Raw genomic sequence first — 24,185 nt, 5'->3', positions numbered from 1 at the left:
TTTATTTCTTTGTTTTCACGCGCGGTAGTATTTTCGAAAGAGGAACCGATCGTTCAATCTTCCAAGTTGATTCATCATCCGGCTCGTAGTTTTCTAAGAAACGGATAACTTCTTTTGTAATAGGCGTTGGTGTAGAAGCGCCAGCAGTAATGGCAACGGTATTTACGCCTTGCAGCCACTCCAGCTTGAGCTCACTTAGGTCACCAATACGGTAAGCCTGCGTTCCAGCAATCTCCATTGACACTTGTGCCAGACGATTGGAGTTATTACTTTTTGGATCGCCGACAACAATGGTAAGATCGGCTTGGCCAGCTTGCTGAGATACAGCTTCCTGACGTACTTGTGTCGCAAGACAAATTTCTTGATGGTACTCGACGTGAGGATATTTCTCTTTTATGAGCTCCATCAGATCGTGGACATCCCACTGAGACATCGTTGTCTGATTGGTGATAAGCAATTTATCTGACGTTAAATCGAGCGCCTCAATGTCCGCTTCTGATTCGACAAGATGCACCTTGTCAGGGGCTACTCCGACAGCTCCCTCTGGCTCAGGATGACCTTTTTTTCCGATATAAATAATGTCATACCCATCGGCTGTTTTCTCTGAAATGAGTTCATGTGTTTTCGTTACATCGGGACAGGTTGCATCAATGGCGACAAGACCTTTTTCTTCTGCAATTTGACGAACCTCAGGTGAAACGCCGTGAGCAGTGAAAATGACTGTTCCACTTTCAACCTGCTTTAAAATGTCCAAGCGGTTTGGGCCGTCCAGTGTGTAGATCCCATCTTCTTCGAAGGCATCTGTCACGTGTTTGTTGTGCACAATCATACCTAATATATAAATTGGGCGTGGCAAGTTTTTATCAAGTGCGGCATTTTTAGCAATGACCATTGCATCTACAACGCCATAGCAATAGCCACGCGGCGAAATTTTAATTACATTCATTTATTCGTCCTCCTGTAGGGAAGTGCTGCTAGAGAAGAACAATATAAAAAGCCGTGGAAAAACGGCTTTTTATCATTCTCTAGCTTCCATTATAGCCAAAGTAAGCGTATATATCAAAGATTGTTATACGCAGGGGACACTTCGCCGTTAAAAGATCACTAGACATATAGTTTTGGAACAGAGCTGCCAGGTCTTTTTTTCGGTTTTGCTTCAGGAGCAGGTGATGTGTGAGGAGCTGCTTTTTTGACGAGGATGTCCTCTGGTTCTTCGTTTTCTTCTATTTCATCATCTCCTGATGCAACCTCTTTTTGCACTTCTGTTTCCTCGCCGATTTCTTTAGGTTCTTCATCTGTACTTGTTTCATCATCATCTGCACTGCCAAGCTGGCTGTACAGCTTAATCATCGCAGGCAAATTTCTGACTAAAGGACCGTATTGCTGAATCATTGGCGTAAATTGCTGCGCCATTCCGAGCACCTTTTGAACATTTCCCAACATGCTTGAGAGGGTTGCAGGATTTGCGAAGCTCTGGATTCCTTGTAATCCCGCACCACCTCCAGAAACCCCTGCTCCCCCTGCGCCAGGAAGAAATTTAGCGAGCAAGCCTTTCATTCCTGCTCCGCCGCCTAGTGCACGGCTTTCGCCTCCTGGAATTCCGCCCATTCCGCGTACACCGCCTCCCTGTACAGACGGGGAGCGAGGCATCATTTGCTGAAATTGATTGCCTTGCCCTTGAAAAGGCTGTTCGATAGGAGCCTGCTGCCTCCTTTGAAAAATCCCGGGCTGTCCGCCATTTCCAAGATGCCGGCGTGAGGGACGGTGCGGCTGAAAATCGCCCATAGGCCTTTGCCCTAACATACTTGTACCTCCCTTACTGCATTCTCTTTCTAATCATAGGTTATGCAAGGAAGCATCAATTGGTTTCCTGTAAGAAAAGCGGACATGGTTTTTTTGCTGAAAATCAGCTATAATGAGGAGATGAGCAAAAAGGCATTGCCTTAAGGAGTGAAAACATGAACGAAACAAAATTTACGACATATGAATTAAAGTCTTTTATAATAGATGCTATTCATGAACTGGGCTTTTATGAGCCAACTGATATTCAAAAAAGAATCATCCCTGCTGTGTTAAAAGGAGAAAGCGTGATTGGTCAATCACAAACAGGAACAGGAAAAACCCACGCGTACTTATTGCCGCTTATTCATTCAATTGATCCAAGCAAAGAGCAAGTACAAGTTGTGATTACTGCACCTACAAGAGAATTAGCCAATCAAATTTTCAAAGAAGCCCAAACAATCTTAAAGAAGGCCTCTCCAGAAGAAGAAATTAAAGCAAAGCTTTACATTGGCGGAACGGACAAGCAGAAATCCATTCAAAAGCTAAAAAACCAGCCGCATTTGGTTGTCGGCACACCTGGACGTATTGCGGACCTCATTCATGAGCAGGCGCTGAACGTTTACAAAGCGACATCTCTTGTCATTGATGAAGCGGATTTAATGCTGGATATGGGCTTTTTAGAAGATGTGGACCGTATTGGTTCACAAATGCCAGAACAGCTGCAAATGCTTGTGTTCTCAGCAACGATTCCAGAAAAACTAAAGCCATTCCTGAAAAAATATATGGACAATCCAAAATATGCCCATGTTGAACCAAAACGGATTACAGCTGAAAACATCCAGCATATTTTAGTCCCATCTAAACAGCGCGACAAGCTAAAATTGCTCCATGAAATGGTGACGAATGTACAGCCTTATTTAGGTATCATTTTTGCCAATACAAAAACAACCGTTGATGAAATCGCATCATTCCTACAAGAAAAAGGAATGAAAGTTGGAGTGCTTCATGGCGGATTAACGCCGCGCGAACGTAAAAAAGTGATGAAACAAATTGATGATTTAGAGTTCACTTATATTGTGGCATCTGACCTTGCAGCCCGCGGAATTGATATTAAAGGCGTCAGCCACGTGATCAACTATGAGCTTCCATCTGATCTTGATTTTTATGTTCACCGTGTTGGTAGAACGGCTCGAGCTGGTTCATCTGGAATCGCGATGACTATTTATGAGCTTGCTGATGAGGATGCACTCATTCAAATCGAGAAAATGGGCGTTGTGTTTGAAAACAAAACCATTGTTCATGGCGAATGGCGAGATGCAGATGACCGCTTGAAGCGTCAAAGACGTAAAAAAGCACCTAATGAAATTGAAGAAAAAGCAAAGCGTCTTGTGAGAAAACCGAAAGCCGTCAAACCTGGATATAAAAAGAAAATGACACGTGAGATGGACAAAATCAAAAGACAGGAACGTAGAAAGTCAAAGCGTAATGGAAAGTAGGGGGAAACATTGTTGAAGATTGGTTCACATGTATCCATGAGCGGAAAACATATGCTTCTTGCAGCGAGTCAAGAAGCTGCCTCTTATGGTTCGAATACGTTTATGATTTATACAGGTGCACCGCAAAATACGCGCCGTAAAAAAATTGAAGACCTCAATATTGAAGCTGGACAAGCGCATATGAAAGAGCATGGTATGACAGATATCGTCGTGCATGCACCATATATTATTAATATTGGGAACACCGTCAATCCAGCGACCTTTGAGCTTGGTGTGGACTTCCTTCGCTCTGAGATTGAACGTACAGAAGCGCTAGGTGCGAGGCAGATTGTTCTCCACCCAGGTGCACATGTCGGAGCAGGACCAGAAGCAGGGATCCAAAAAATCATTGAAGGTTTAAACGAAGTCATCGTAAAAGGGCAAAAGGTTCAAATTGCACTTGAAACAATGGCTGGCAAAGGATCAGAGTGCGGAAGAAGCTTTGAAGAGCTTGCCCAAATTATCGACGGAGTGACACATAACGAAGCACTTTCTGTCTGCTTTGATACGTGTCACACACACGATGCTGGTTATCCGATTGTGACTGACTTTGATGGGGTGTTAGAAGAATTTGATCGAATCATTGGTATTGACCGAATCAAGGTTCTTCATATTAATGACAGTAAAAACGTACAAGGCGCAAGAAAAGACCGACATGAAAATATCGGCTTTGGTGAAATTGGCTTCGATGCACTGAACAATATTGTGCATCATCCGCAGCTTCAAGATGTGCCCAAAATCTTAGAAACGCCTTATGTAGGTGAAGATAAAAAGAACAAAAAGCCACCTTACAAATTCGAAATTGCAATGCTAAAAGAAAAGCAATTTGACGAAGGCTTACTAGATAAAATTAAGAATCAGTAAAAAAGCATATAACATCATGAGGTGCCGCTAAATGCGGCCCTTTTTTGTTTAACTTGTAAACTGATTAAACAGATCATTGACAGTCTGAGCTGTCTGTTTAGATGTAATCGCTTCTACTTGCTTAAGAAGCCGGCTCCGCTCTGCATCATTAAAAATATTGATGTTCTTCCCATTCATGAGTTTGGCCACCTCAGCAGCTTGGTTTGACGTTAAACTGACACCATACTGCTTCGCATACCTTAACAGATCATTTGCTGTGATCTGATTGAGCCGTTGCAGGACAATTTTTTGAATTAAAATCAATTCCATTCCTCCCCTCTGTAACAATGTATGGGCGAAAACGGAAAATGTGCAAAAAATTTTATTTTACCCTTTGAAATGATAAAATAGTAAAGTGAATAAAATGTTCATTGAAAATTTAAGTTGTGTAGAGGGGAGAACGTATGGCAAATAGTAAACAGCATAGAAAGGAATCAGTGCCTCATTTTATATTTAGAATTTTCCTGATTCTAGTAGGAGCTACATGCGCAGCAGTCAGCATTGAATTATTTTTAGTGCCAAACAATATTATCGATGGAGGCATCATCGGCATTTCGCTTATTTTGGATTATCTCTTTACAGATAACCCATTCATCAATTTTGCGACGATTGTTGTCATTTTGAATATTCCATTTATGATATCAGGATACAAACATATTGGGAAAACCTTTCTGGTTTCCACAGTAATTGGGATTGTCAGCTTAGCCGTGATTGAATCTTCGCTCCATCATGTAGAGGCATTTACAAATCAGCCAATCTTAGCCACTGTATTTGGCGGGCTATTACTTGGTTTTGGTGTGGGACTTGTCATTCGAAATGGAGGCTCAATGGATGGAACAGAGATCTTAGGCATTCTGCTAACGAAAAAAATTCCATTCTCCGTCGGTGAGTTTGTCATGATCGTCAATGTGTTCATTTTTATTTGGGCAGGCTTTGTCTTCGGACCAGAGCAGGCTATGTATTCTGTTATGACATATTATTTGGCAATGAAAACAATTGATGCTGTCATTCAAGGGCTTGATGAAACAAAAGCTGTCATTATCGTGTCAGATTATTATGATGAAATTTCAGATGCGATTCTTCATCGACTTGGCAGGGGAACGACAAAGCTGAGAGGGAAAGGCGGTTATACAGATGAAGAAAAAGATGTCATCTACGCCGTTGTCACAAGACTTGAAATCACAAAGCTAAAATCCATTGTATTTGAAATTGATAGTCAAGCATTTATTACGATTATGGATACGCATGAAACAAAAGGCGGTAAGTTCAAAACAGCCATTCATTAGCTTTTATTTTACTTTTTAATCTTTCTTTTATATAATGAAATGTATGTATGGACAGAGAAAATGGCAAAAGCCATTTTCTTTTTGTTGTATAAATCGTAATCATTCTTTTTATATTGATTAAAGGTGGAAAGATTCATGGCAAAGCCAATTATTGAAATGAAGGACATTTCGTACTCTTATGGACAGCGAAATGTCATAGATCACATTCATTTAACAGTCGAGGAAGGAAATTTTCTAGCACTTGTTGGACCGAATGGATCTGGTAAAACAACCTTATTAAAGTGCCTGCTTGGGCTCATTAAACCACAGCAAGGTGAATTAAAGCTATTTGGCACGCCTGCTTCAAAATTTAGAGACTGGGATCAAATTGGATTTGTTTCTCAAAAGGCGAATAGTTTTAATACAGGTTTCCCTGCTTCTGTTTACGAAGTCGTCGCAAGTGGATTGACGGCGAAAATAGGTTTATTCAAACGAATGAACAAGCAGGACAAATGGCAAGTTGAGGAAGCCATTCGTTCAGTTGGGATACAAGATTTAAAGCACCAAAACATCGGGGAACTTTCAGGCGGTCAGCAGCAGCGTGCCTTTATTGCACGTGCGCTCGTCAGTCAGCCGAAGCTGCTCATTTTAGATGAACCGACGGTTGGGGTAGACCAGCGGACAGTAGAAGGCTTTTATCAGCTGCTCGAAACATTAAACAAAGAAAAAGGAATGTCTTTAATTCTCGTCACACACGACGTGGGCACCGTTTCTGATAAAGTCACCCATGTGGCTTGTTTAAATCAGACACTTCATTTCCACGGAGATGCAGCAACGTTTGATTCAATGGATGATCAGGCGTTATCTCAATTTTACGGACATGACATTCAAGTGATTCATCACGATCATCACCATCATGGGGGACATGAATAATGCTATTTCCATTTTTTCATTATGAATTTTTACAAAATGCGTTTATCGCAGGAATGCTGATCGGTTTTATTGCGCCCTTGCTTGGTGTATTTATCGTCGTGAGAAGGCTCTCGCTGATTGCAGATGCCCTCAGTCACGTATCACTTGCCGGTATTGCAGCTAGTTTATTTCTTGATAAAAAGTTTGGCCTCTTGACAGGGGTAAGCCCGCTGTACTTAGGGATGGCGTTTTCTGTTGCCGGTTCGTTATTTATTGAACGCCTGCGCTCTGTGTATAAGCATTATCAGGAGCTGGCGATACCTATTATTTTATCAGGCGGTATCGGGATTTCCGTCATCTTCATTTCACTAGCGAATGGCTTTAATACAGATTTGTTTAGTTATTTGTTCGGAAGTGTCAGTGCGGTGTCGAGATTAGATCTTTGGATTGTTGTTGGGATCTCACTCGTTGTGGTGTTAGTTGTCGTGCTTTTATATAAAGAATTATTTTTACTTTCTTTTGATGAAGAGCATGCAAAGGCTTCTGGTATTTCAGCGAAATGGATTCATTTTATTTTTATCTTAGTTGTCGCACTTGTCATTGCGGCATCGATGCGTATCGTAGGTACACTACTTGTCTCTGCGCTCATGACACTTCCTGTTGCGGCAAGTATCCGCATTGCCAAAGGGTTCAAACAGGCGATTTTCCTTTCGATCTTGTTCGGTGAATTGTCTGTATTGGCGGGATTGATCTTAAGCTATTATCTAGATTTAGCGCCAGGCGGAACCATTGTGATGCTGTCCATTTTGATTTTAATCGGATGTATTTTTATTGGAAAATTCAAAAGGGGGAATCATCATGAACGTACAAGAAGCGCTTGATTTATTAAAGGAAAAAGGCTACAAGTATACAAGCAAACGTGAAGACATGCTTCAACTGTTTTCTGATTCTGATAAATATTTGACTGCTAAAAATGTGTTGACGGCACTAAGTGAAGACTACCCGGGTCTTAGCTTTGATACGATTTACCGAAACCTGTCGCTATATGAAGACTTAGGTATATTAGAAACAACGGAATTGTCAGGTGAGAAGCTTTTTCGTTTTAAATGTTCCTTTTCTCATCACCACCATCATTTTATTTGTCTGACATGCGGTAAAACAAAGGAGATCGATGCCTGCCCTATGGACAAGTTAGACGCCGATCTAGAGGATTATCACATTAGCGGACATAAATTCGAAATATACGGAACATGTCCTTCCTGCGAACCGAAGGAAGTTCACTCATAAAACAGCCAGCCGCAGAGCTGGCTTTTTCTCTTGTCTTTTTGAAAACGTTTTACAAAGGGCGGCTGTTTCATTAAAATGAGAACAAGGTACTGAAGAAATTTGTGTCTTTTGGAGTAAAGGGAGGGTCAAAAATGGCGTATTATGTCGTGTTTGATGTAGGCGGGACGAGAACAAAACATGGATTAATGGATCGGGATGGGGAGCTGGTCACGAGCGGTGACTATGAAACGAACTGCCGTCAGCTTGAACCGTTTTTAGAAGCGATGGCGGATGTGGTCAAACAATATCAGAGAACGTCAGATGTTAGCGGAATCGCCATTAGTCTTCCGGGCTTTGTGGACAGTGAAACAGGTTATACAGAATTTGCAGGAGCCATCATTGCCTTAAATGGTCAAAATGTAAAAACTCTTTTAGAAGAGAAAACCTCTCTTCGTGTTGAAGTCGAAAATGATGCGAACTGTGCAGCTCTTGCAGAAAAATACAGTGGCCATGCGAAAGAGTGTGACAGTTTTATTTGTATGACGCTTGGCACAGGTGTTGGCGGTGGTATTTTCGCTGGCGGTCAGCTTGTACGCGGGGCTTCCTTCCGCGGCGGTGAATTTGGCATGATGCTGACAGAGACAGACAATGGACAATTTACAACACTCAACAGCAGTGCTTCAACAGCTGGTTTAATTCGGAGCTATAAAGAAAAGCAAGGAATTCCGCAAAGTACGCAAATAGACGGTCAAGCCATTTTTGAAAAGGCAAAGCATGATCCGTCCATTGAAAAGCTAGTGGATCAGTGGTACAAGCGAATCGCCATTGGTATTTACAATGTAGCAACTGTCCTTAATCCTGAGAAAATCCTCATTGGTGGCGGTGTAAGTGCAAGACCAGATTTGCTATCAAATATTGAGAAACATTTACATACTCTGCCTGCGTGGAAGAACATTCAAGTGAAGGTGGAAACGTGCTATTACTTGAATCAGGCAGGCATGAAGGGAGCGCTGTACCATTTTCTCATGACAGAAGGGAAGCTTGCTCCATCAAAAAAGCCGATACATTAGAGTATCGGCTTTTCTGTATTAATAAGCAGTTTCCAAACGCTGCTCGTATTGTTTAATCCATTGAGATGCTTCCTGCCAGTTGTTGACACGTATAATCCTGTCGTCAATGGGCATTTGATTATATGGGGAGTTAAAAAGAATAACCGGGATGTCAGCCTCTTTTGCAATCATTGTGGCATTTCCATGATGATCCTCGAAAAACACATCAATTTTGTGCTTTTGAACAGCTTCGAGCTTATGATGACCGCCAACCAGCTCAATGTCATCATAGTGCACGTGATGTTTGTGAAACCACTCGTAGGTGATATCCGCATGATGCTGCCTTCTCGCTGTAATATAGATCAGCCTGTGTTGATGTTTCATTTGATCAAGCATCTCTTTTGCGTCCTTAGCAGGCTTTGCCTGTTTATATATAAGAGGCTCATGCTGATTCATCCAGCCCCAAAACTCTTCTTGAGAAATATTTAAAAGCTTCGTCAAATCATATTCTGTCATATCATCTAGTGTCATGGCACATTGGAACGACTCATTTAAATAGGGAACAAAGGTGTCCTGCGCCGTCACTGTGCCATCTATATCAATTCCTAAATGTAACATGCCCACACTCCTCATTTTTATACTCTTAAAGTGTAACATAATCAATTCACAATTCCAGCAAGTTTTAGCAAACATGAAACAGACATTTTTGCTCATACTAAAAAAGCTCCTTTCTATTAACCAAAAGGGGGAATTGATCATGGAAAGAGACGAAGATTTCAGAAGAAATGATCGTGAAATCGACACACACTTTAGTAATGATGATGGCTATCTAGAGGAAACAGCTGCTGAAATTGCAGAGCCATATCAGGCTTCAAGAGATCGAGTAGACAGACGAGAACGTGACCAAGTTGGTGACGATTCAGGCAGTAAGGGGATAGGCTATACAGCACTCGCGATTGCGATTATCTCGTTATTTGTCTTGCCGGTGCTATTAGGAGTAGCGGCAATCGTCGTTGGTTATATTGCAAGAAGAAAAGGAGCACATGCGCTTGGCGCATGGTCAATCGGGATCGGAATTGTTTCCGTCATCCTTGGCATATTTATCACCCCGTTCTTTTAACAAGAACAGAAAAACGCCTGACAGTGACGTCAGGCGTTTTTTGTTATGCGTTGGCTTTTGCTTTTTCAGCTTCCATTTTTGCATAATGCTCTTCAGCAATTTTATCGATTTCTTTTTTCAGTTCTTCGACCATTGTTTCTTCTGGCACTTTACGAACAATTTCACCTTTACGGAACAATAGGCCTTCTCCTCTAGCTCCGGCAATTCCGATATCAGCTTCACGCGCTTCACCTGGACCGTTTACAGCACAGCCAAGAACAGCTACTTTAATCGGTGCTTTAATCGTGGAGATATATTCTTCGACTTCATTTGCAATGCTAATGAGGTCAATTTCGATTCGTCCACAAGTTGGGCAAGAGATCAGTGTGGCTGCATTTGCTGCAAGACCAAATGATTTCAACAGTTCACGTGCTACTTTTACTTCCTCAACTGGATCAGCACTTAATGAGATGCGGAGTGTATTCCCAATCCCCATATTCAAGATAGCACCGAGACCAGCTGCACTTTTGACCGTACCTGCAAATAATGTACCTGATTCTGTAATTCCAAGGTGAAGAGGGTAGTCAAATGCTTTTGCAGCTTTTTCGTACGCCTCAATCGCTAGGTTGACATCAGATGCTTTCATGCTGACGATGATATCATGAAAATCTAGATCTTCAAGAATTTTAATGTGGTGCAGTGCACTTTCGACCATACCATCTGCTGTTGGGTAGCCGTATTTATCAAGAATTTTTTTCTCTAATGAACCAGCGTTTACCCCAATACGGATTGGAATGCCTTTTTCTTTTGCTGCTTTCACAACCGCTTCGACTTTTTCTCGTCTTCCGATGTTTCCTGGGTTGATTCGAATTTTGTCTGCACCTGCTTCAATCGCTTTCAGTGCAAGCTTGTAGTCAAAATGAATATCGACAACTAGCGGGATGTTGATCTGTTTTTTTATGTCTGCAATCGCATTTGCTGCACGCTCGTCTGGGCATGCGACACGCACGATTTGACAGCCAGCTTCTTCAAGACGCTTAATTTCAGCTACTGTCGCTTCGACATCATGTGTTTTGGTTGTTGCCATACTTTGAATGACAACCTCATTATTTCCACCTATAGTTAAAGGTCCCACTTTGACGGGACGTGTTTTAGTACGATGTGTGACTTCACTCACTTGTCAATCGCTCCTTAGTGTACAAGCAATTCTTTGCCATGTACGTCTTGTTTTACAGTTCATATTGTAACAGTCTCTTTGTATGAATGACAAGGAATTAACGTTTTATCTCTTATATACCGGAAACTTATATGTGCTGCCTGCCCGAATTTCGTTTGCTTTGACGCCTTGATTCAGCTCTTCAAAATCCTCAATGACTTCATCAAGTGGCTTGCTTGTATGGACGATAGAGACGACAGTTTCACCTTGTTTCACTGTGACGTTCTTATATGCTTTTTTCTCAGGTGTTTGAAAGGCATTTGCAGGGACAGCTGGACCTTCTTCAACGGGAATGGTGCCATTTTTTAAATCAAAAAAGATAATAAAGAGGACAAACAAACTGATTAGCAAAAAAATAATACGCCGCATTTCACTCACCGCTTTTAAGAGTTTACTTCAGTCTATGCATGTCCCGAAATGATAGAACCAACATGAGGAGAAAAGCTGGAAAGGGAGGTTCTAGTTCGTTCTAGTGTGTCTTGTATTGAATTTACGCTCGGCGGTGCTTTTTCAAGCTTCTATCACGATTATGATAAAATAAAAGCAGGGGGGAGAGTTTATGAAGAAAATCAGTCAGCATATATATGTGAGAGCGCTAACAGAAGAAGATGCACAATCACTACTCGCACTTGAACTTGAGAATCGCTCATATTTTCAGCAATTTACACCTTTGGTCAAAGATGATTTTTTCACGTTATCTCGTCAAATTGAACGAATTCAGCGCAGTGTGGAAAAATGCGTACAGGATGAAGCCTACATGCACGGTATTTTCTTAAATGAAACAGATGCCTTAATTGGGACAATCTCATTAAATTCTGTCGTAAGAGGCCCGGTAGAAGGAGCTTGGCTGGGGTATGTACTTGATGAAAAGCATGGCGGGAAAGGGTATATGACAGAAGCCATTCGTTTAATCATCGATTATGCCTTTGATGAGCTGCACCTGCATCGTATTGAAGCTGGAGTAAAGCCGAGTAATATAGGTTCCATTCGTGTGCTTGAAAAGACAGGTTTTGAAAATGAGGGACTCAATCGTAAAAAAGTAAAGATTAATGACGTATGGGAAGATCATTATTTGTTTGCGATCATTCATCCGGATGAATCATAGAGCATGCACATACATAAAAAGCTCCTCCAAGTTGGGGGAGCTTTCATACACTAAATTAATTTTTGACAAGTGGTTTATGTTTAGCGGGTATTTCCTTTACAACAAGGTATAAGAAGATAAAGTTAATGACCCAATTTAATAAAAATGAATTCGCAACAGGCGTGTTTAATGCACTCATGATGGCGAAAAAGACTGTTGTTAATGTGAGTGAGTAAGCAGAGAGCTTCCATAGCATTTGGAAGGACAGCTCTTTTTGCTGCATGCGTTTAATAAATGTACCAAGCATCGCAAGGAAAGTTGCGCTAATGAACATGAGAGCCGCAGTTGATAGATATAACAGCACACAGATGACTGGGATAATAATCGCTTGATTCTGATTTGTGACGCGGGCAAGTTCGTCTTTTGTCAGTGTCCCACCAAGCAGCTGATACGGGATATCTGTCATTTGCCCATCAATGGCAATCACAGCTTTTTCTTTTAATAATGCGATGGCCGTTTGCTTTGATTCAAGCTCACTTGCTTTTATTTTTTCAGCAGGATCAAAAATGATCGTAATGCCGTTTTCTTCTTTTTCTATCGGTTCACTTTGATCCGCTTGAAGCTTTCCTTTTTCGATTGAGAAATCAGGTAAATCTTTTTTGATCACATGCTGAAATCCTGACATCGCATTCGAGATCTCTTGACTCATATGATAACCCTGAGGAACTGCTGCGATGATCGAAAGGATAAAAATGAATAAAATCGCTTTGCCAATCCCTGTAAACCGTGCTTTCGCAATATCTTTTGGTGAATAAATGCCTTTTAATAATAGTTTAAATACGTTCAATCAATTCACTTCCTACATTCTTTTCTATTTCTCATATTGTATCAATGTCTATCTAACAAGTACAAGTATGGCCTTCATTGCTGGTTAAGATAGAGGGAATGAGGCATAATGTATACAGCAAATAAAAAGGAGGCGGCTGTGACTTGGACGTGCTGTATTGGATTCTCATCATTTGTGCATTTATCATTGCATTTGTTGGACTTGTTTATCCAATTATCCCTAGTGTGGTTTTTATGGTTCTCGGATTTATTCTATATGGTTTCTTTTTCAGCTTCGAGCCGCTGACACTGACGTTTTGGCTCATTCAAGCCGTATTTACCGCGGTATTATTTGCGGCAGATTATGTCTCGAACCTGATTGGGGTCAAGCGTTTTGGCGGCAGCCGTGCAGCTATTTGGGGAAGCACCATTGGGTTATTAGTCGGTCCTTTTGTGATTCCGATTGCAGGAATTATCATTGGTCCATTTATCGGAAGTGTTATAGCAGAGCTCCTTGTTCATCAAAAAGATGTGAAGACAAGTGTGAAAGTAGGATTAGGCTCGTTAATCGGATTTATATCAGGTGTATTTGCCAAAGGATTGATTCAAGCGCTGATGCTGGGCATCTTTTTATTTTATGTCCTTCGATAAATAGAAAAAGGGCGTTTAAAACTCTTTCTAAAGGGCTAAATACAAAATAAACACTGAAATGTTTCAGATCATGAGCAATAACGTTGAAACAAGCCAATTCTTTTGATACTCTTTGAGTAGGATGAATTGCTTGCTTACGACCTAAGGAAGCATTTCAGTACATACATTTCTAAGGAGGAATTTAACCATGGCTTTTAAACTTCCAGAATTACCATATGCTTACGATGCATTAGAACCACATATCGACAAGGAAACAATGACGATTCACCACACAAAACACCACAACACATATGTAACAAACTTAAACAAAGCAATCGAAGGTGTATCAGCTCTTGAAGATCAATCAATCGAAGAGCTAGTGGCTAACCTAAACTCTGTACCTGAAAACGTTCGTACAGCTGTACGTAACAATGGCGGAGGACATGCTAACCACTCATTATTCTGGACGCTTCTTTCACCAAACGGTGGCGGTGCACCAACTGGTGAACTTGCAGATGCAATCGAAAAAGAATTAGGCGGATTTGAAAAATTCAAATCTGATTTCGCTGCAGCAGCTGCAGGACGCTTTGGTTCTGGTTGGGCATGGCTTGTTGTGAACAATGGCAAACTTGAAATCACAAGCACGCCAAACCAAGATTCTCCTTTAACTGAAGGAAAAACACCAATTCTAGGACTTGACGTTTGGGAGCATGCTTACTACCTAAACTACCAAAACCGTCGTCCTGATTACATTTCAGCTTTCTGGAATGTTGTGAACTGGGATGAAGTGGCTCGCCTTTACAGCGAAGCTAAATAAACCATTTGATTTGAAAAGACCTGCTCTTTAGAGAAGCAGGTCTTTTTATATTTTCCCTCCTTTTTTTACATATCTGCCTTTTGATGAGACAGACTATTGTGTAGAAAAGGAGAATGAAATATATGAGCAGATTAAAGAAAATGTTCGGGGACATGGATGTTACAAGAGATTTAATGCTCCTCCTCACGATTGGCGGATTATACGCACTTGCCATTGCACTTTCTAATACGTTTGTAAACGTGTATTTATGGAAACAGTCTGGGAAATTCACAGATCTTGCGATTTACAATCTGGCTATTGTTGTGCTTCAGCCCATTACATTTTTATTCGCAGGCCGGCTTGCTAAAAAAATAGACCGGGCGTTTGTCCTTCGTTTCGGCGTGATCTTCTTAGCCGCTTTTTACTTAATTGTCTTAATAGCAGGAGAGCACGCGGCCGCGCGGCTTGTTTTATTAGGGAGTGTCCTTGGGATCGGCTATGGTTTTTACTGGCTTGCTTTTAACGTACTTACCTTTGAGATCACCGAGCCTGAAACAAGAGATTTCTTTAATGGGTTTCTCGGAGTCCTCACCTCTACAGCTGGCATGATCGGTCCACTGATCGCGGGTATTGTCATTTCTCAATTAACAGATGATACGGGCTATACAGTGATTTTTACTTTATCGCTAATTTTGTTTTCATTAGCGGTTGTGATGAGCTTTTTCCTCAAGAGAAGGCAGTCCAAAGGAAAATTTATCATCAAGCAAATATGGAAAGAACGCCATGCCGACGAGAATTGGCGTAAGATTACAACAGCTCACTTTTTTCAAGGGCTTCGTGAAGGGGTCTTTGTCTTCTTAATCAGTGTCTTTGTGTTTATCGCAACAAACAGTGAGCTTGCTCTCGGGACATTTGGTTTGGTGAACTCAGGTGTTGCCTTTTTCGCTTATTTCTTCGCTACGCGTTTGATTAAGAAAAAATGGCGTAAGAAAGCCATTATGCTTGGCGGGCTGATTTTATACGGCGCCTTGTTCTTAATCGTCTTTCACTTGTCCTATGTATCACTTCTCATGTATGCGGTAGCCATCGCGATAGGATATCCGCTTCTGCTTGTTCCATATGTATCCTTAACATACGATGTCATCGGTCATGCAAGGTATGCAAGGAAAGCCCGAATTGAATATATTGTGGTCAGGGAGCTGTTTTTAAATGCTGGCCGTATTTGTTCCATTGTGTTGTTTCTTTTGTCTGTCACTTTACTTGGTGATGAGCTCGGGATACCTGCATCTCTTGTTGTGCTTGGAGCGGGACATACCCTCATTTATTTCTTTGTAAAAGATATTCATTTGAAAGAAAAAACTGCTGATATGAAAGAGGCAGACGGTCAAAAGCCAGTTTCTCAGACGAACCTTATTAAGGGAGAAAGGTAAAATTTCTTACCAATGGAACATCAAATTTCTAGATAAATAATAGAAAAACCGCTAAAATGATGATGGCACCTTTTATACACAAAAAGGGGTGCCATTTCTTTCTTGATAGAAAAGGTGATGTGATGAGAAACAAGAAAAACAAAAAAGACGCGAAGGAAGGGCGCAAAACACTTCCACTTCGGCTGAATTTACTATTTTTAGCTGCGTTTATTATTTTTACCGGTGTTGTTGTAAGACTCGGATTTGTACAAATTGTCAATGGAGAAGATTATAAAAAGCAGGCAGAAAAACAAGAGGATGTGAATGTCAGCTCATCTGCTCCGCGCGGAAAAATTTACGATCGAAACTATAATACGATTGTCAACAATAAAGCGCTAAATGCCATTACATATACGAGAACCTCGACGACTTCACAAGAAGAGCGGCTCAAAGTGGCTACAAAATTAGCGGATATGATTCATGTGAGTACGAAAAAAATCACAGATCGTGACAAAAAAGATTTCTGGATTTTAACGCACCCGAATGAAGCGAAAAAGCTTGTTCAAAAGGAATCGGAATTAAAGGGTGACGATAAGGTCGCTGATGATAAATTATATGAGCTTCAGCTGAAACGCATCACGGACAAGGAATTAAATCAACTGACGAAAAAAGACTTACAAGTGCTTGCGATTAAAAGACAAATGGATGCAGGCTATGCACTTACGCCTCAATTCATTAAAAATGATGATGTGAAGCCAAGCGAAATTGCTTACGTCTCTGAGCATTTGGACGAGCTGCCAGGTGTGGATGTCACAACAGACTGGTCACGCAGCTATCCGTATAAAGGACTGCTTCGCAGTATGCTCGGCAGCGTGTCCTCAAGTGATGAAGGACTTCCGCAGTCACTTCTTGAACATTATTTATCGCTCGGCTACAGCCGAAATGACCGTGTAGGAAAAAGCTATCTAGAATATCAATATGAAGATGTCCTGCAAGGCCAAAAGGAAAAAGAGCAGAGTACAACTGATAAAGAGGGCAATGTGACAAGCTCTAAAGTGCTAACAGAAGGAAAGAGCGGGAAAGACCTAGTGCTCACCATTGATATTCAGCTGCAAAAAGCAGTAGAAAAAATCGTTGAAAAGAACTTAAGAAGTGCGAAACAAAGAGGCGGGACAGAGCTTCTTGATCGTGCGTTTGTTGTCATGATGGACCCTAGAAATGGAGAAGTTCTCTCCGTTGCGGGGAAACAGATTTCAAACAAAAACGGAAAATACAAATTTGATGACTACGCATTAGGAACGATGACTTCATCCTATGCGATGGGCTCAGCTGTAAAAGGGGCCACTGTACTGACGGGATATAAAACAGGCGTGATTCATATTGGAAGTACCCAGTACGATGAACCGCTGTATATCGCGCAGTCACCGCCTAAGAAATCCTATCAAAATATGGGACTCATTAATGATTTAACGGCACTCGAGCGTTCATCTAACGTGTATATGTTTAAAACAGCGATTGCCGTTGGAAAAGGGGAGTATCGTAAGAACCAGCCGCTCCCAATCGATCCGAAAGCTTTTGATACATTCCGTTATAATTTCAGTAAATTTGGTCTTGGTGTCAAAACAGGGATTGACCTGCCAAACGAAGCGACAGGCTACCGGGGAACGTCTACACAATCTGGTCTCCTGCTTGACTATGCAATTGGACAGTATGATACGTTTACACCGCTGCAAATGGCGCAATACGTTTCAACGATTGCCAATGGCGGATATCGTTTACGTCCGCAGCTTGTTAAAGAAGTGAGAGAGCCAGATCCGCAGCGCGGCATTGGTGCTGTAACAGAATCCGTCAAACCGGACGTATTGAATAAGCTAGACATGACAGGTGATGAGATCAAGCGTGTTCAGCAAGGCTTCAAGCTTGTCATGCAGAACCCAAGAGGGACGGCCTACTCGAACTTTGGTAACAAAAAGTATAACCCAGCTGGCAAAACAGGAACCGCTCAATCATTCTATGACGGCCCAATTAAAAGCAAACGCGGCACACCAACATATAACACAACACTTGTGGCGTATGCGCCTGCTGATAATCCAGAAGTGGCCATTTCCGTCGTTGTACCATGGGTGTATCAAGACTACAATCAGCGCTATCCAATTACAAATGATATCGGTGAACAAGTATTAGACAAATACTTTGAGCTAAAATCAAAACAGGAAAGCAATGATACACAAGCGAAGAACAAAAATAAAATTGAAAATGAAGCAGAAACAAATGACTAGACCTTTTCTAGGTAAAAACGCTCACTTTTTGTGGGCGTTTTTTTACGTTTTCTTCAAAATTTTCGAGATAAATTGACAAAATACATAAAAAACATCGCAAGATCTCTACAAAACTTCGACATTTACAAAACCTTAACATTCCATTTAAACGAAATTAATAAAGAACCTTTAATGTATTACTCGTAGGACAAATTATTCAGGGGGTATTCTTGAAATGAAAAAGAACAAATTATGGCTGCTTACTTTCCTTACTATCGCATTGTTAGCATTCGTCACAGCATGCGGAAACAGCAGCTCAAGCGGAGATTCAAAAGACAGTAAAGGAAATGCTTCAAACAAAGATGAGGCATCAGGTTCCATTACCATCTCAGGATCATCTGCGATGCAGCCTTTAGTTCTTGCGGCAGCAGAAAAATTCATGGATAAACATCCAAAAGCCGATATTCAAGTACAAGCCGGCGGTTCAGGAACAGGACTTTCTCAAGTGTCAGAAGGATCTGTACAAATTGGTAACTCAGATGTATTCGCAGAAGAGAAAGACGGAATCGACGCAAAAGCTTTAACAGACCACAAAGTAGCAGTTGTTGGAATGGCCGCAGCTGTAAACCCTGAAGTGGGTGTCAAGGACATCACAAAGGACGAATTGAAAAAAATCTTCACTGGTAAAATCAAAAACTGGAAAGAGCTTGGCGGGAAAGACCAAAAAATCACTCTTGTCAACAGACCTGACTCTTCAGGAACTCGTGCAACATTTGTGAAATATGCACTTGATGGAGCAACACCTGCAGAAGGAATCACAGAAGATTCTTCAAACACAGTGAAAAAACTGATTGCAGAAACGCCAGGTGCGATTGGATACCTAGCATTCTCTTATTTAACAGATGACAAAATTACACCGCTTAGCATTGATGGTGTGAAACCGGAAGAAAGCAATGTAGAAAGCGGTAAATATACAATTTGGGCTTACGAGCATTCTTATACAAAAGGTGAGCCAGATGGTCTAGCAAAACAATTCTTAGATTACCTCATGAGTGATGAAGTACAAAAAGAAATCGTCAAAGACCAAGGCTACATCTCAGTTGCTAATATGAAAGTAGAAAGAGACGCAACAGGCAAACAAACAGATAAGTAAGAGGTCTTGAATTGCTGATGAAGGAAAAGTGGAGCTTTTCACTTTTCCTTTTATGACATTCATAGGAGTGTAGAAAAAGATGAAGCAGATAGAACATACAGAAGCGAGCGATCGACTGATCAGCTCGAAGAAAAATAGGCAAATGGATGAAGTAAGAGGAAGTATTTTGGTGAGATTTTGCGCATTCTTAATGATTGCTGTATCTATCGCCATTACCATCTTCCTTGGCATTAAGGGTTTACAATCTTTCATCGTAAATGGTGTAAGCCCAATTGAGTTCTTAACCAGTATCAATTGGAACCCAACAGCAGAAAACCCGCAGTACGGCGCATTTCCTTTTATTTTCGGATCAATCGCCGTCACGCTCCTATCGGCACTCATTGCAGCGCCGATAGGCATCGCAGGCGCAATCTTTATGACAGAAATTGCACCTGCTTGGGGACGTAAAATCCTCCAGCCAGTCATTGAATTGCTTGTAGGGATTCCATCCGTTGTTTACGGATTCATAGGTCTTACAGTATTGGTGCCGTTTATCGGACATTTTAAGTCAAGCGGCTCAGGGCATAGCGTGCTAGCAGGAACGATTGTCCTGTCTATTATGATCCTGCCAACCGTTACATCCATTGCGACTGATGCAATGGGTTCACTACCAAAAAGTTTACGAGAGGGATCGTACGCATTAGGTGCAACAAGATGGCAAACGATTAGACGTGTGCTTGTCCCAGCAGCTCTGCCAACATTAATGACAGCGGTCGTTCTTGGCATGGCTAGAGCATTTGGAGAAGCCCTTGCTGTACAGATGGTCATTGGAAACACGCGTAATTTACCAGAGAGCATTATGGATACAGCTGGTACATTAACAACCATTATTACGTTAAACATGGGTCACACAACGTATGGAAGTGTTGAGAACAATACACTTTGGTCAATGGGACTTGTCCTTCTAGTTGTATCATTTATGTTCATACTCATTATCAGATACTTGTCGTCTAGGAGGAAGATTTAATGAATAGCAAAATGACCGATCGTTTTGCCACATTTATATTTGGATTATGTGCTGCCATTATTACGGCGATTCTCGTTGGTTTGTTTTCTTATATCATTTTCAACGGTGCAAAAGAATTAAATTTCGACTTTTTGACAACCCGCTCAAGTGCGATTGGCTCTGGCGGCGGCATCAGGGATCAGCTGTTTAACTCGTTTTATATTTTGTTTATTACGATGCTGATTACAGTACCGCTTGGCGTCGGCGGCGGAGTGTATATGGCAGAGTACGCTCCTCAAAACAAAGTCACAGACTTTATTCGTACATGTATCGAAGTGCTGTCTTCACTTCCGTCTATCGTCATTGGTATGTTTGGTTTACTCATGTTTGTGAATTTAACAGGCTGGGGCTATACGATTATTGGAGGAGCTCTTGCGCTCACTGTGTTTAACCTGCCGGTGATGGTCAGGGTGACAGAAGATGCGCTGCGCTCTGTACCGAAGGATCAAAAGGAAGCATCACTAGCGCTTGGTGTAACGAAGTGGCATACAGTCAAAACGGTCCTTATTCCAGGTGCGCTTCCGTCTATTATCACTGGTGCGATTTTAGCATCAGGAAGAGTCTTTGGTGAGGCGGCTGCTCTTCTTTTTACAGCAGGTCTCTCCACACCGCGCCTTGATTTCACAAACTGGAGTCCTTTTTCTGATACGTCACCGCTGAATGTGTTTAGACCGGCAGAAACATTAGCCGTTCATATATGGAACGTCAATACACAAGGAATCATTCCAGATGCAGAGGCCATTGCAAATGGTGCATCAGCTGTACTTGTGCTTTCAGTTTTATTGTTCAACCTAGCTGCTAGATGGCTTGGTTCATTTATTCATAAAAAGCTTACGTCAAAATAATGTGAGAGAGGTGTGAAGGGGATATGGTTCAAATGCTAGCAGAAAAAAAAGAGATTGCAGCGAAAAAGGCTCCACTTCAAGCGGAACAGATTTTACAGGTGCAGGATTTAAGCATTTATTATGGTGAAAAAAGAGCGGTCAATCACATTTCATTCGAGATTGAGAAGAATGCAATCACCGCATTAATCGGCCCATCCGGCTGCGGGAAATCTACCTTTTTACGCAGTATTAACCGCATGAACGACTTAATCTCAGGTGCGAGAAGTGAAGGGGCGATCATGTACGAAGGATTAAATATTTTGGATGACCGTATTAATGTGGTGAATTTAAGAAGAGAAATCGGCATGGTCTTCCAAAAACCAAATCCATTTCCTAAATCTATCTACAATAACATCACCCATGCGTTAAAGTATGCCGGGGAAAAAAGAAAATCTGTGCTTGATGATGCGGTTGAGGAAAGCTTAACAAAGGCGGCGTTATGGGATGAGGTCAAAGATCGTCTGCACCGATCTGCTTTGTCATTGTCAGGCGGTCAGCAGCAGCGACTTTGTATTGCACGTACACTTGCGATGAAACCTAGTGTCTTATTATTAGATGAACCGGCTTCTGCCCTAGACCCTATCTCAAATGCGAAAATTGAAGAGCTATTAGGCGAATTAAAAAATGATTATTCAATCGTCATTGTGACACACAACATGCAGCAAGCGCTCCGTGTATCAGATCGTACGGCCTTTTTCTTAAACGGAGATCTAGTAGAATATGATGCCACAGAACGTATCTTTACACGTCCTGCACAGCAAAAAACAGAAGACTATATCAATGGTCGATTTGGATAAGGCGGGTGATTTGATGAATGCAGTAGCAACTAAAGCAGCAAAAAAAGAAGTGTTTCGTGTGAATGATATGAATCTTTGGTATGGACAGCATCATGCATTGAAGCATATTGACTTAGCGATTAGAGAGCATGAAGTTACAGCGATTATCGGCCCGTCCGGCTGCGGAAAATCAACGTTTATTAAAACGTTAAATCTTATGGTCAAAACAGTGCCAGGTGTGAAAATCACTGGGGATATGATGTATAAAGATGACAACATTTTAAAAGGTCGTGTCGATTTAGTGGAGCTGCGTAAAAATGTCGGCATGGTGTTTCAAAAAGGGAATCCATTCCCTCAGTCAATTTTTGGTAATGTCGTATACGGACCAAGAATTCATGGAGTTAAGAGCAAGCAGCAATTGAAAGAAATCGCGGAAAAAGCGCTTCGAGATGTTGCCCTATGGGATGAAGTGAAAGATCGATTAAGTGCTCCCGCTCTAGGCCTTTCTGGCGGTCAGCAGCAGCGTCTTTGTATCGCAAGAGCCATTGCTACAAGCCCAGACATCTTATTAATGGATGAACCAACATCAGCGCTTGATCCTGTCTCAACATTAAAGATTGAAGAATTGATTATGAAATTGAAAGAGAAATATACGATTGCCATTGTGACGCATAACATGCAGCAAGCGGCTCGGGTATCAGACCGAACGGCATTCTTCTTAATGGGGGAGCTTGTTGAGGTCAATGATACGAATGTGATGTTTTCTGAGCCAAACGATCAAAGAACGAATGATTATATATCTGGTCGATTTGGATAAGGAAACCCCCCTGGAGGTCAGTGCCGCCAGGGGGGTTTTGTTGTTATTTTGTTAAGGCTTTGACAATCTGTTTGAATGTCATTCCTGTTTTTAAATTGAACTTGCCTGCACGAATTTCTTTATGGTAGCCGGCGTCAATTACGTAATCATTAAAATCTTTAGACGAGTTGATGATGCCGTCCTTTTCAAGCATGTCTGAAACATCACTTGTACTCATACCGTTTTTAATCACAAATTTGATCGATTTGCCTTTAGGCTTGTCCTCTTTTTGTTGATCACTTTTAGAATCTCCGTCTTCATTTGCCTTCAGCGCTTTTTCCTTATAGTCAAGAAGCTGCTGGTACGTTTCACGGCTGACAGTGACTTCTTTTTTGGAGTCTAAATAGTTTTTCACGTCAGTGTCTGTTACTTTCTGTGCGAGGGTTTCTTTTGTTGTTGTATCAGCTGCTGCCTCGTCTTTCCCAGTGAGGAAAAAGACAATCGCAAGAACCCCAGTTGCAAGAATCATACCTGCTGCAAACGTTTGGATGCTTTTTTTCGTCATACAAGCACCCTCTCGTTGTCTTTAATGATCATGTTGACATCTTCTACAGATACATGCTCAGCGCGCGCAATGGCCTCAGGAGACATGCCATTTTGGTGCTTTGAAATGATCTGTCTTGCGATGGATGGATCAATTTCTGAATGCTTGCGGACGACGATGTTTGTTTCAAGTAATTCTTCTTCAAGCACTTTCATTTTCTTTTTCAGTTTATAGATTTCTTGCATTGCAGATAGTTGAAGTGTTTCAAGTTCCTGCTCGACTTCTTTAATCGGCTCTCTTTGAAAATATGAGAATGCGATCAGTACAATACTGACAACAAGCAATCCGATAATTGCAATTTCCATGTTTCATCACCTTTTATTCATATTTTAATGCTGAAAGCCATAAAAGGCTTCCAAGATTGTTTCAGACAGTTTTCGACCCTTCTTTTTTATACCATAAAAAAGCTAGTTTCAAAAGGAATTGCTGAAGAAAATCACCTTTTTTTCATCTTTTTTCTTTTTATATGTAAAACGGGTATGAAAACCTTGCTTCGCTGTCAAAATAAATGAAAGCGGCGGGGAGAAGAGGGTCTCTCATGTATACAGTACGACAAAGGATCAGGTTTTATAGGGGAGCAGACGATTTTTCATGACATAAGCATGCGATATGTAAGTGGATGCACTCAAATTGAAATTGGTGAAAAAACATTCTAGCATTCCTAAGCTAGAAGTGGTATTATAGTTAGGTCTGAATGTGAATTGATTTTAGTTTGGAGGGAAAAATATGCGCGTAAATATTACTCTAGCTTGCACTGAATGCGGTGAGCGTAACTATATTACTAAAAAGAATAAGCGAAACAATCCAGATCGCGTTGAATTCAAAAAGTATTGCTCACGTGATAAAAAACAAACTGTACATCGTGAAACAAAGTAAGCAGCAGGGAATTTTCCTGCTG

The 24,185-nt window shown here is 41.3% G+C and carries 28 protein-coding genes; 19 read left to right on the top strand and 9 right to left on the bottom strand.

What is annotated here, in order from left to right:
• Position 1: 1 nt before the first annotated feature.
• Together MHH54_RS11590 and vrrA are read right to left on the bottom strand one after the other, a co-directional pair.
• Positions 2-946, bottom strand: a complete 945-nt coding sequence (locus tag MHH54_RS11590) for a 4-hydroxy-3-methylbut-2-enyl diphosphate reductase (protein WP_003217509.1) — start codon at positions 944-946, stop codon at positions 2-4.
• A 158-nt stretch (positions 947-1,104) separates the two neighbouring features.
• On the bottom strand, positions 1,105-1,803 hold the full coding sequence (vrrA, locus tag MHH54_RS11585) for a VrrA/YqfQ family protein (protein ID WP_342500263.1): 699 nt from the start codon (positions 1,801-1,803) through the stop codon (positions 1,105-1,107).
• A 155-nt stretch (positions 1,804-1,958) separates the two neighbouring features.
• Here vrrA and MHH54_RS11580 point away from each other — a divergent pair, with 155 nt between their 5' ends.
• Together MHH54_RS11580 and MHH54_RS11575 are read left to right on the top strand one after the other, a co-directional pair.
• Positions 1,959-3,278: a DEAD/DEAH box helicase gene (locus tag MHH54_RS11580; RefSeq protein ID WP_065098411.1), complete on the top strand. Its 1,320-nt coding sequence runs from the start codon at positions 1,959-1,961 to the stop codon at positions 3,276-3,278.
• 9 nt (positions 3,279-3,287) lie between these two features.
• Entirely contained in the window at positions 3,288-4,181 is an 894-nt protein-coding gene (locus tag MHH54_RS11575; protein ID WP_003217337.1) for a deoxyribonuclease IV, read from the top strand.
• 48 nt (positions 4,182-4,229) lie between these two features.
• On the opposite strand, the gene MHH54_RS11570 is transcribed toward MHH54_RS11575, so the two are convergent.
• Positions 4,230-4,484 (bottom strand): DUF2624 domain-containing protein, encoded by a 255-nt coding sequence (locus MHH54_RS11570; protein WP_003217420.1) that lies wholly within the window; start codon positions 4,482-4,484, stop codon positions 4,230-4,232.
• Between the two features lie 140 nt (positions 4,485-4,624).
• On the opposite strand from MHH54_RS11570, the gene MHH54_RS11565 reads away from it, so the two are divergent.
• From MHH54_RS11565 to MHH54_RS11545, 5 genes are all read left to right on the top strand, one after another.
• Positions 4,625-5,506 (top strand): YitT family protein, encoded by an 882-nt coding sequence (locus MHH54_RS11565; protein WP_003217308.1) that lies wholly within the window; start codon positions 4,625-4,627, stop codon positions 5,504-5,506.
• 135 nt (positions 5,507-5,641) lie between these two features.
• Positions 5,642-6,418 carry a metal ABC transporter ATP-binding protein gene (locus MHH54_RS11560; RefSeq protein ID WP_003217497.1) on the top strand — a complete coding sequence of 259 codons (777 nt, stop codon included), beginning with the start codon at positions 5,642-5,644 and terminating at the stop codon, positions 6,416-6,418.
• Positions 6,418-7,278 (top strand): metal ABC transporter permease, encoded by an 861-nt coding sequence (locus MHH54_RS11555; protein ID WP_003217436.1) that lies wholly within the window; start codon positions 6,418-6,420, stop codon positions 7,276-7,278. Before MHH54_RS11560 ends, MHH54_RS11555 begins: the two co-directional genes overlap by 1 nt.
• Positions 7,256-7,684 carry a Fur family transcriptional regulator gene (locus MHH54_RS11550; RefSeq protein WP_003217433.1) on the top strand — a complete coding sequence of 143 codons (429 nt, stop codon included), beginning with the start codon at positions 7,256-7,258 and terminating at the stop codon, positions 7,682-7,684. The genes MHH54_RS11555 and MHH54_RS11550 overlap by 23 nt, the downstream gene beginning before the upstream one ends.
• Positions 7,685-7,815: 131 nt before the next feature.
• Positions 7,816-8,733, top strand: coding sequence for an ROK family protein (locus MHH54_RS11545; protein WP_003217294.1), 918 nt, complete (start codon positions 7,816-7,818; stop codon positions 8,731-8,733).
• A gap of 18 nt (positions 8,734-8,751) precedes the next feature.
• Here MHH54_RS11545 and MHH54_RS11540 read toward each other — a convergent pair whose 3' ends face one another.
• Positions 8,752-9,330 (bottom strand): nucleotidase, encoded by a 579-nt coding sequence (locus tag MHH54_RS11540; protein ID WP_003217384.1) that lies wholly within the window; start codon positions 9,328-9,330, stop codon positions 8,752-8,754.
• Positions 9,331-9,469: 139 nt separating this feature from the next.
• On the opposite strand from MHH54_RS11540, the gene MHH54_RS11535 reads away from it, so the two are divergent.
• Positions 9,470-9,832 carry a DUF308 domain-containing protein gene (locus tag MHH54_RS11535; RefSeq protein WP_003217474.1) on the top strand — a complete coding sequence of 121 codons (363 nt, stop codon included), beginning with the start codon at positions 9,470-9,472 and terminating at the stop codon, positions 9,830-9,832.
• Between the two features lie 43 nt (positions 9,833-9,875).
• Here the strand turns inward: MHH54_RS11535 and ispG are convergent, their stop codons facing one another.
• Together ispG and MHH54_RS11525 are read right to left on the bottom strand one after the other, a co-directional pair.
• Positions 9,876-10,988, bottom strand: a complete 1,113-nt coding sequence (gene ispG, locus MHH54_RS11530; protein WP_003217392.1) for a flavodoxin-dependent (E)-4-hydroxy-3-methylbut-2-enyl-diphosphate synthase — start codon at positions 10,986-10,988, stop codon at positions 9,876-9,878.
• 105 nt (positions 10,989-11,093) lie between these two features.
• Positions 11,094-11,396 (bottom strand): hypothetical protein, encoded by a 303-nt coding sequence (locus MHH54_RS11525; protein ID WP_003217371.1) that lies wholly within the window; start codon positions 11,394-11,396, stop codon positions 11,094-11,096.
• Between the two features lie 190 nt (positions 11,397-11,586).
• Here MHH54_RS11525 and MHH54_RS11520 point away from each other — a divergent pair, with 190 nt between their 5' ends.
• Positions 11,587-12,132: a GNAT family protein gene (locus MHH54_RS11520; RefSeq protein WP_034620838.1), complete on the top strand. Its 546-nt coding sequence runs from the start codon at positions 11,587-11,589 to the stop codon at positions 12,130-12,132.
• Positions 12,133-12,187: 55 nt separating this feature from the next.
• Here MHH54_RS11520 and MHH54_RS11515 read toward each other — a convergent pair whose 3' ends face one another.
• The gene (locus tag MHH54_RS11515) at positions 12,188-12,958 is read right to left on the bottom strand and encodes a DUF1189 domain-containing protein (protein WP_003217320.1); all 771 of its coding nucleotides are present in this window, start codon (positions 12,956-12,958) and stop codon (positions 12,188-12,190) included.
• A gap of 143 nt (positions 12,959-13,101) precedes the next feature.
• Between MHH54_RS11515 and MHH54_RS11510 the strand changes: the two genes are divergently transcribed.
• The 9 genes from MHH54_RS11510 (at position 13,102) to pstB (MHH54_RS11470) (ending at position 22,704) form a co-directional block, all read left to right on the top strand.
• On the top strand, positions 13,102-13,587 hold the full coding sequence (locus MHH54_RS11510) for a DUF456 domain-containing protein (RefSeq protein WP_003217408.1): 486 nt from the start codon (positions 13,102-13,104) through the stop codon (positions 13,585-13,587).
• A 187-nt stretch (positions 13,588-13,774) separates the two neighbouring features.
• Positions 13,775-14,383, top strand: coding sequence for a superoxide dismutase SodA (gene sodA / locus MHH54_RS11505; RefSeq protein ID WP_003217313.1), 609 nt, complete (start codon positions 13,775-13,777; stop codon positions 14,381-14,383).
• 122 nt (positions 14,384-14,505) lie between these two features.
• On the top strand, positions 14,506-15,792 hold the full coding sequence (locus tag MHH54_RS11500) for an MFS transporter (protein ID WP_003217361.1): 1,287 nt from the start codon (positions 14,506-14,508) through the stop codon (positions 15,790-15,792).
• Positions 15,793-15,914: 122 nt separating this feature from the next.
• Positions 15,915-18,050 carry a penicillin-binding protein 2 gene (locus tag MHH54_RS11495; RefSeq protein ID WP_003217334.1) on the top strand — a complete coding sequence of 712 codons (2,136 nt, stop codon included), beginning with the start codon at positions 15,915-15,917 and terminating at the stop codon, positions 18,048-18,050.
• A gap of 214 nt (positions 18,051-18,264) precedes the next feature.
• Positions 18,265-19,182, top strand: a complete 918-nt coding sequence (locus MHH54_RS11490; protein WP_003217324.1) for a phosphate ABC transporter substrate-binding protein — start codon at positions 18,265-18,267, stop codon at positions 19,180-19,182.
• Between the two features lie 79 nt (positions 19,183-19,261).
• Entirely contained in the window at positions 19,262-20,188 is a 927-nt protein-coding gene (pstC, locus tag MHH54_RS11485) for a phosphate ABC transporter permease subunit PstC (protein WP_342500262.1), read from the top strand.
• Entirely contained in the window at positions 20,188-21,072 is an 885-nt protein-coding gene (gene pstA, locus MHH54_RS11480; protein ID WP_003217489.1) for a phosphate ABC transporter permease PstA, read from the top strand. The genes pstC and pstA overlap by 1 nt, the downstream gene beginning before the upstream one ends.
• A gap of 32 nt (positions 21,073-21,104) precedes the next feature.
• The gene (gene pstB, locus MHH54_RS11475) at positions 21,105-21,908 is read left to right on the top strand and encodes a phosphate ABC transporter ATP-binding protein PstB (protein ID WP_003217465.1); all 804 of its coding nucleotides are present in this window, start codon (positions 21,105-21,107) and stop codon (positions 21,906-21,908) included.
• 13 nt (positions 21,909-21,921) lie between these two features.
• The gene (gene pstB / locus MHH54_RS11470; protein ID WP_342500915.1) at positions 21,922-22,704 is read left to right on the top strand and encodes a phosphate ABC transporter ATP-binding protein PstB; all 783 of its coding nucleotides are present in this window, start codon (positions 21,922-21,924) and stop codon (positions 22,702-22,704) included.
• A 43-nt stretch (positions 22,705-22,747) separates the two neighbouring features.
• Here the strand turns inward: pstB (MHH54_RS11470) and MHH54_RS11465 are convergent, their stop codons facing one another.
• Both MHH54_RS11465 and MHH54_RS11460 read right to left on the bottom strand, forming a co-directional pair.
• Entirely contained in the window at positions 22,748-23,248 is a 501-nt protein-coding gene (locus MHH54_RS11465; protein ID WP_003217472.1) for an endolytic transglycosylase MltG, read from the bottom strand.
• Entirely contained in the window at positions 23,245-23,592 is a 348-nt protein-coding gene (locus tag MHH54_RS11460) for a hypothetical protein (protein WP_003217285.1), read from the bottom strand. The genes MHH54_RS11465 and MHH54_RS11460 overlap by 4 nt, the downstream gene beginning before the upstream one ends.
• Before the next feature lie 421 nt (positions 23,593-24,013).
• On the opposite strand from MHH54_RS11460, the gene rpmG reads away from it, so the two are divergent.
• Entirely contained in the window at positions 24,014-24,163 is a 150-nt protein-coding gene (gene rpmG / locus MHH54_RS11455; RefSeq protein ID WP_012010579.1) for a 50S ribosomal protein L33, read from the top strand.
• Positions 24,164-24,185 lie beyond the last annotated feature (22 nt).

The sequence above is a fragment of the Bacillus sp. FSL K6-4563 genome, assembly GCF_038630405.1.
Taxonomy (GTDB): domain Bacteria; phylum Bacillota; class Bacilli; order Bacillales; family Bacillaceae; genus Bacillus; species Bacillus pumilus.
The sequence above is the reverse complement of the archived record's forward strand: the minus strand, read 5'-3'. Positions and strand labels throughout refer to the sequence as shown.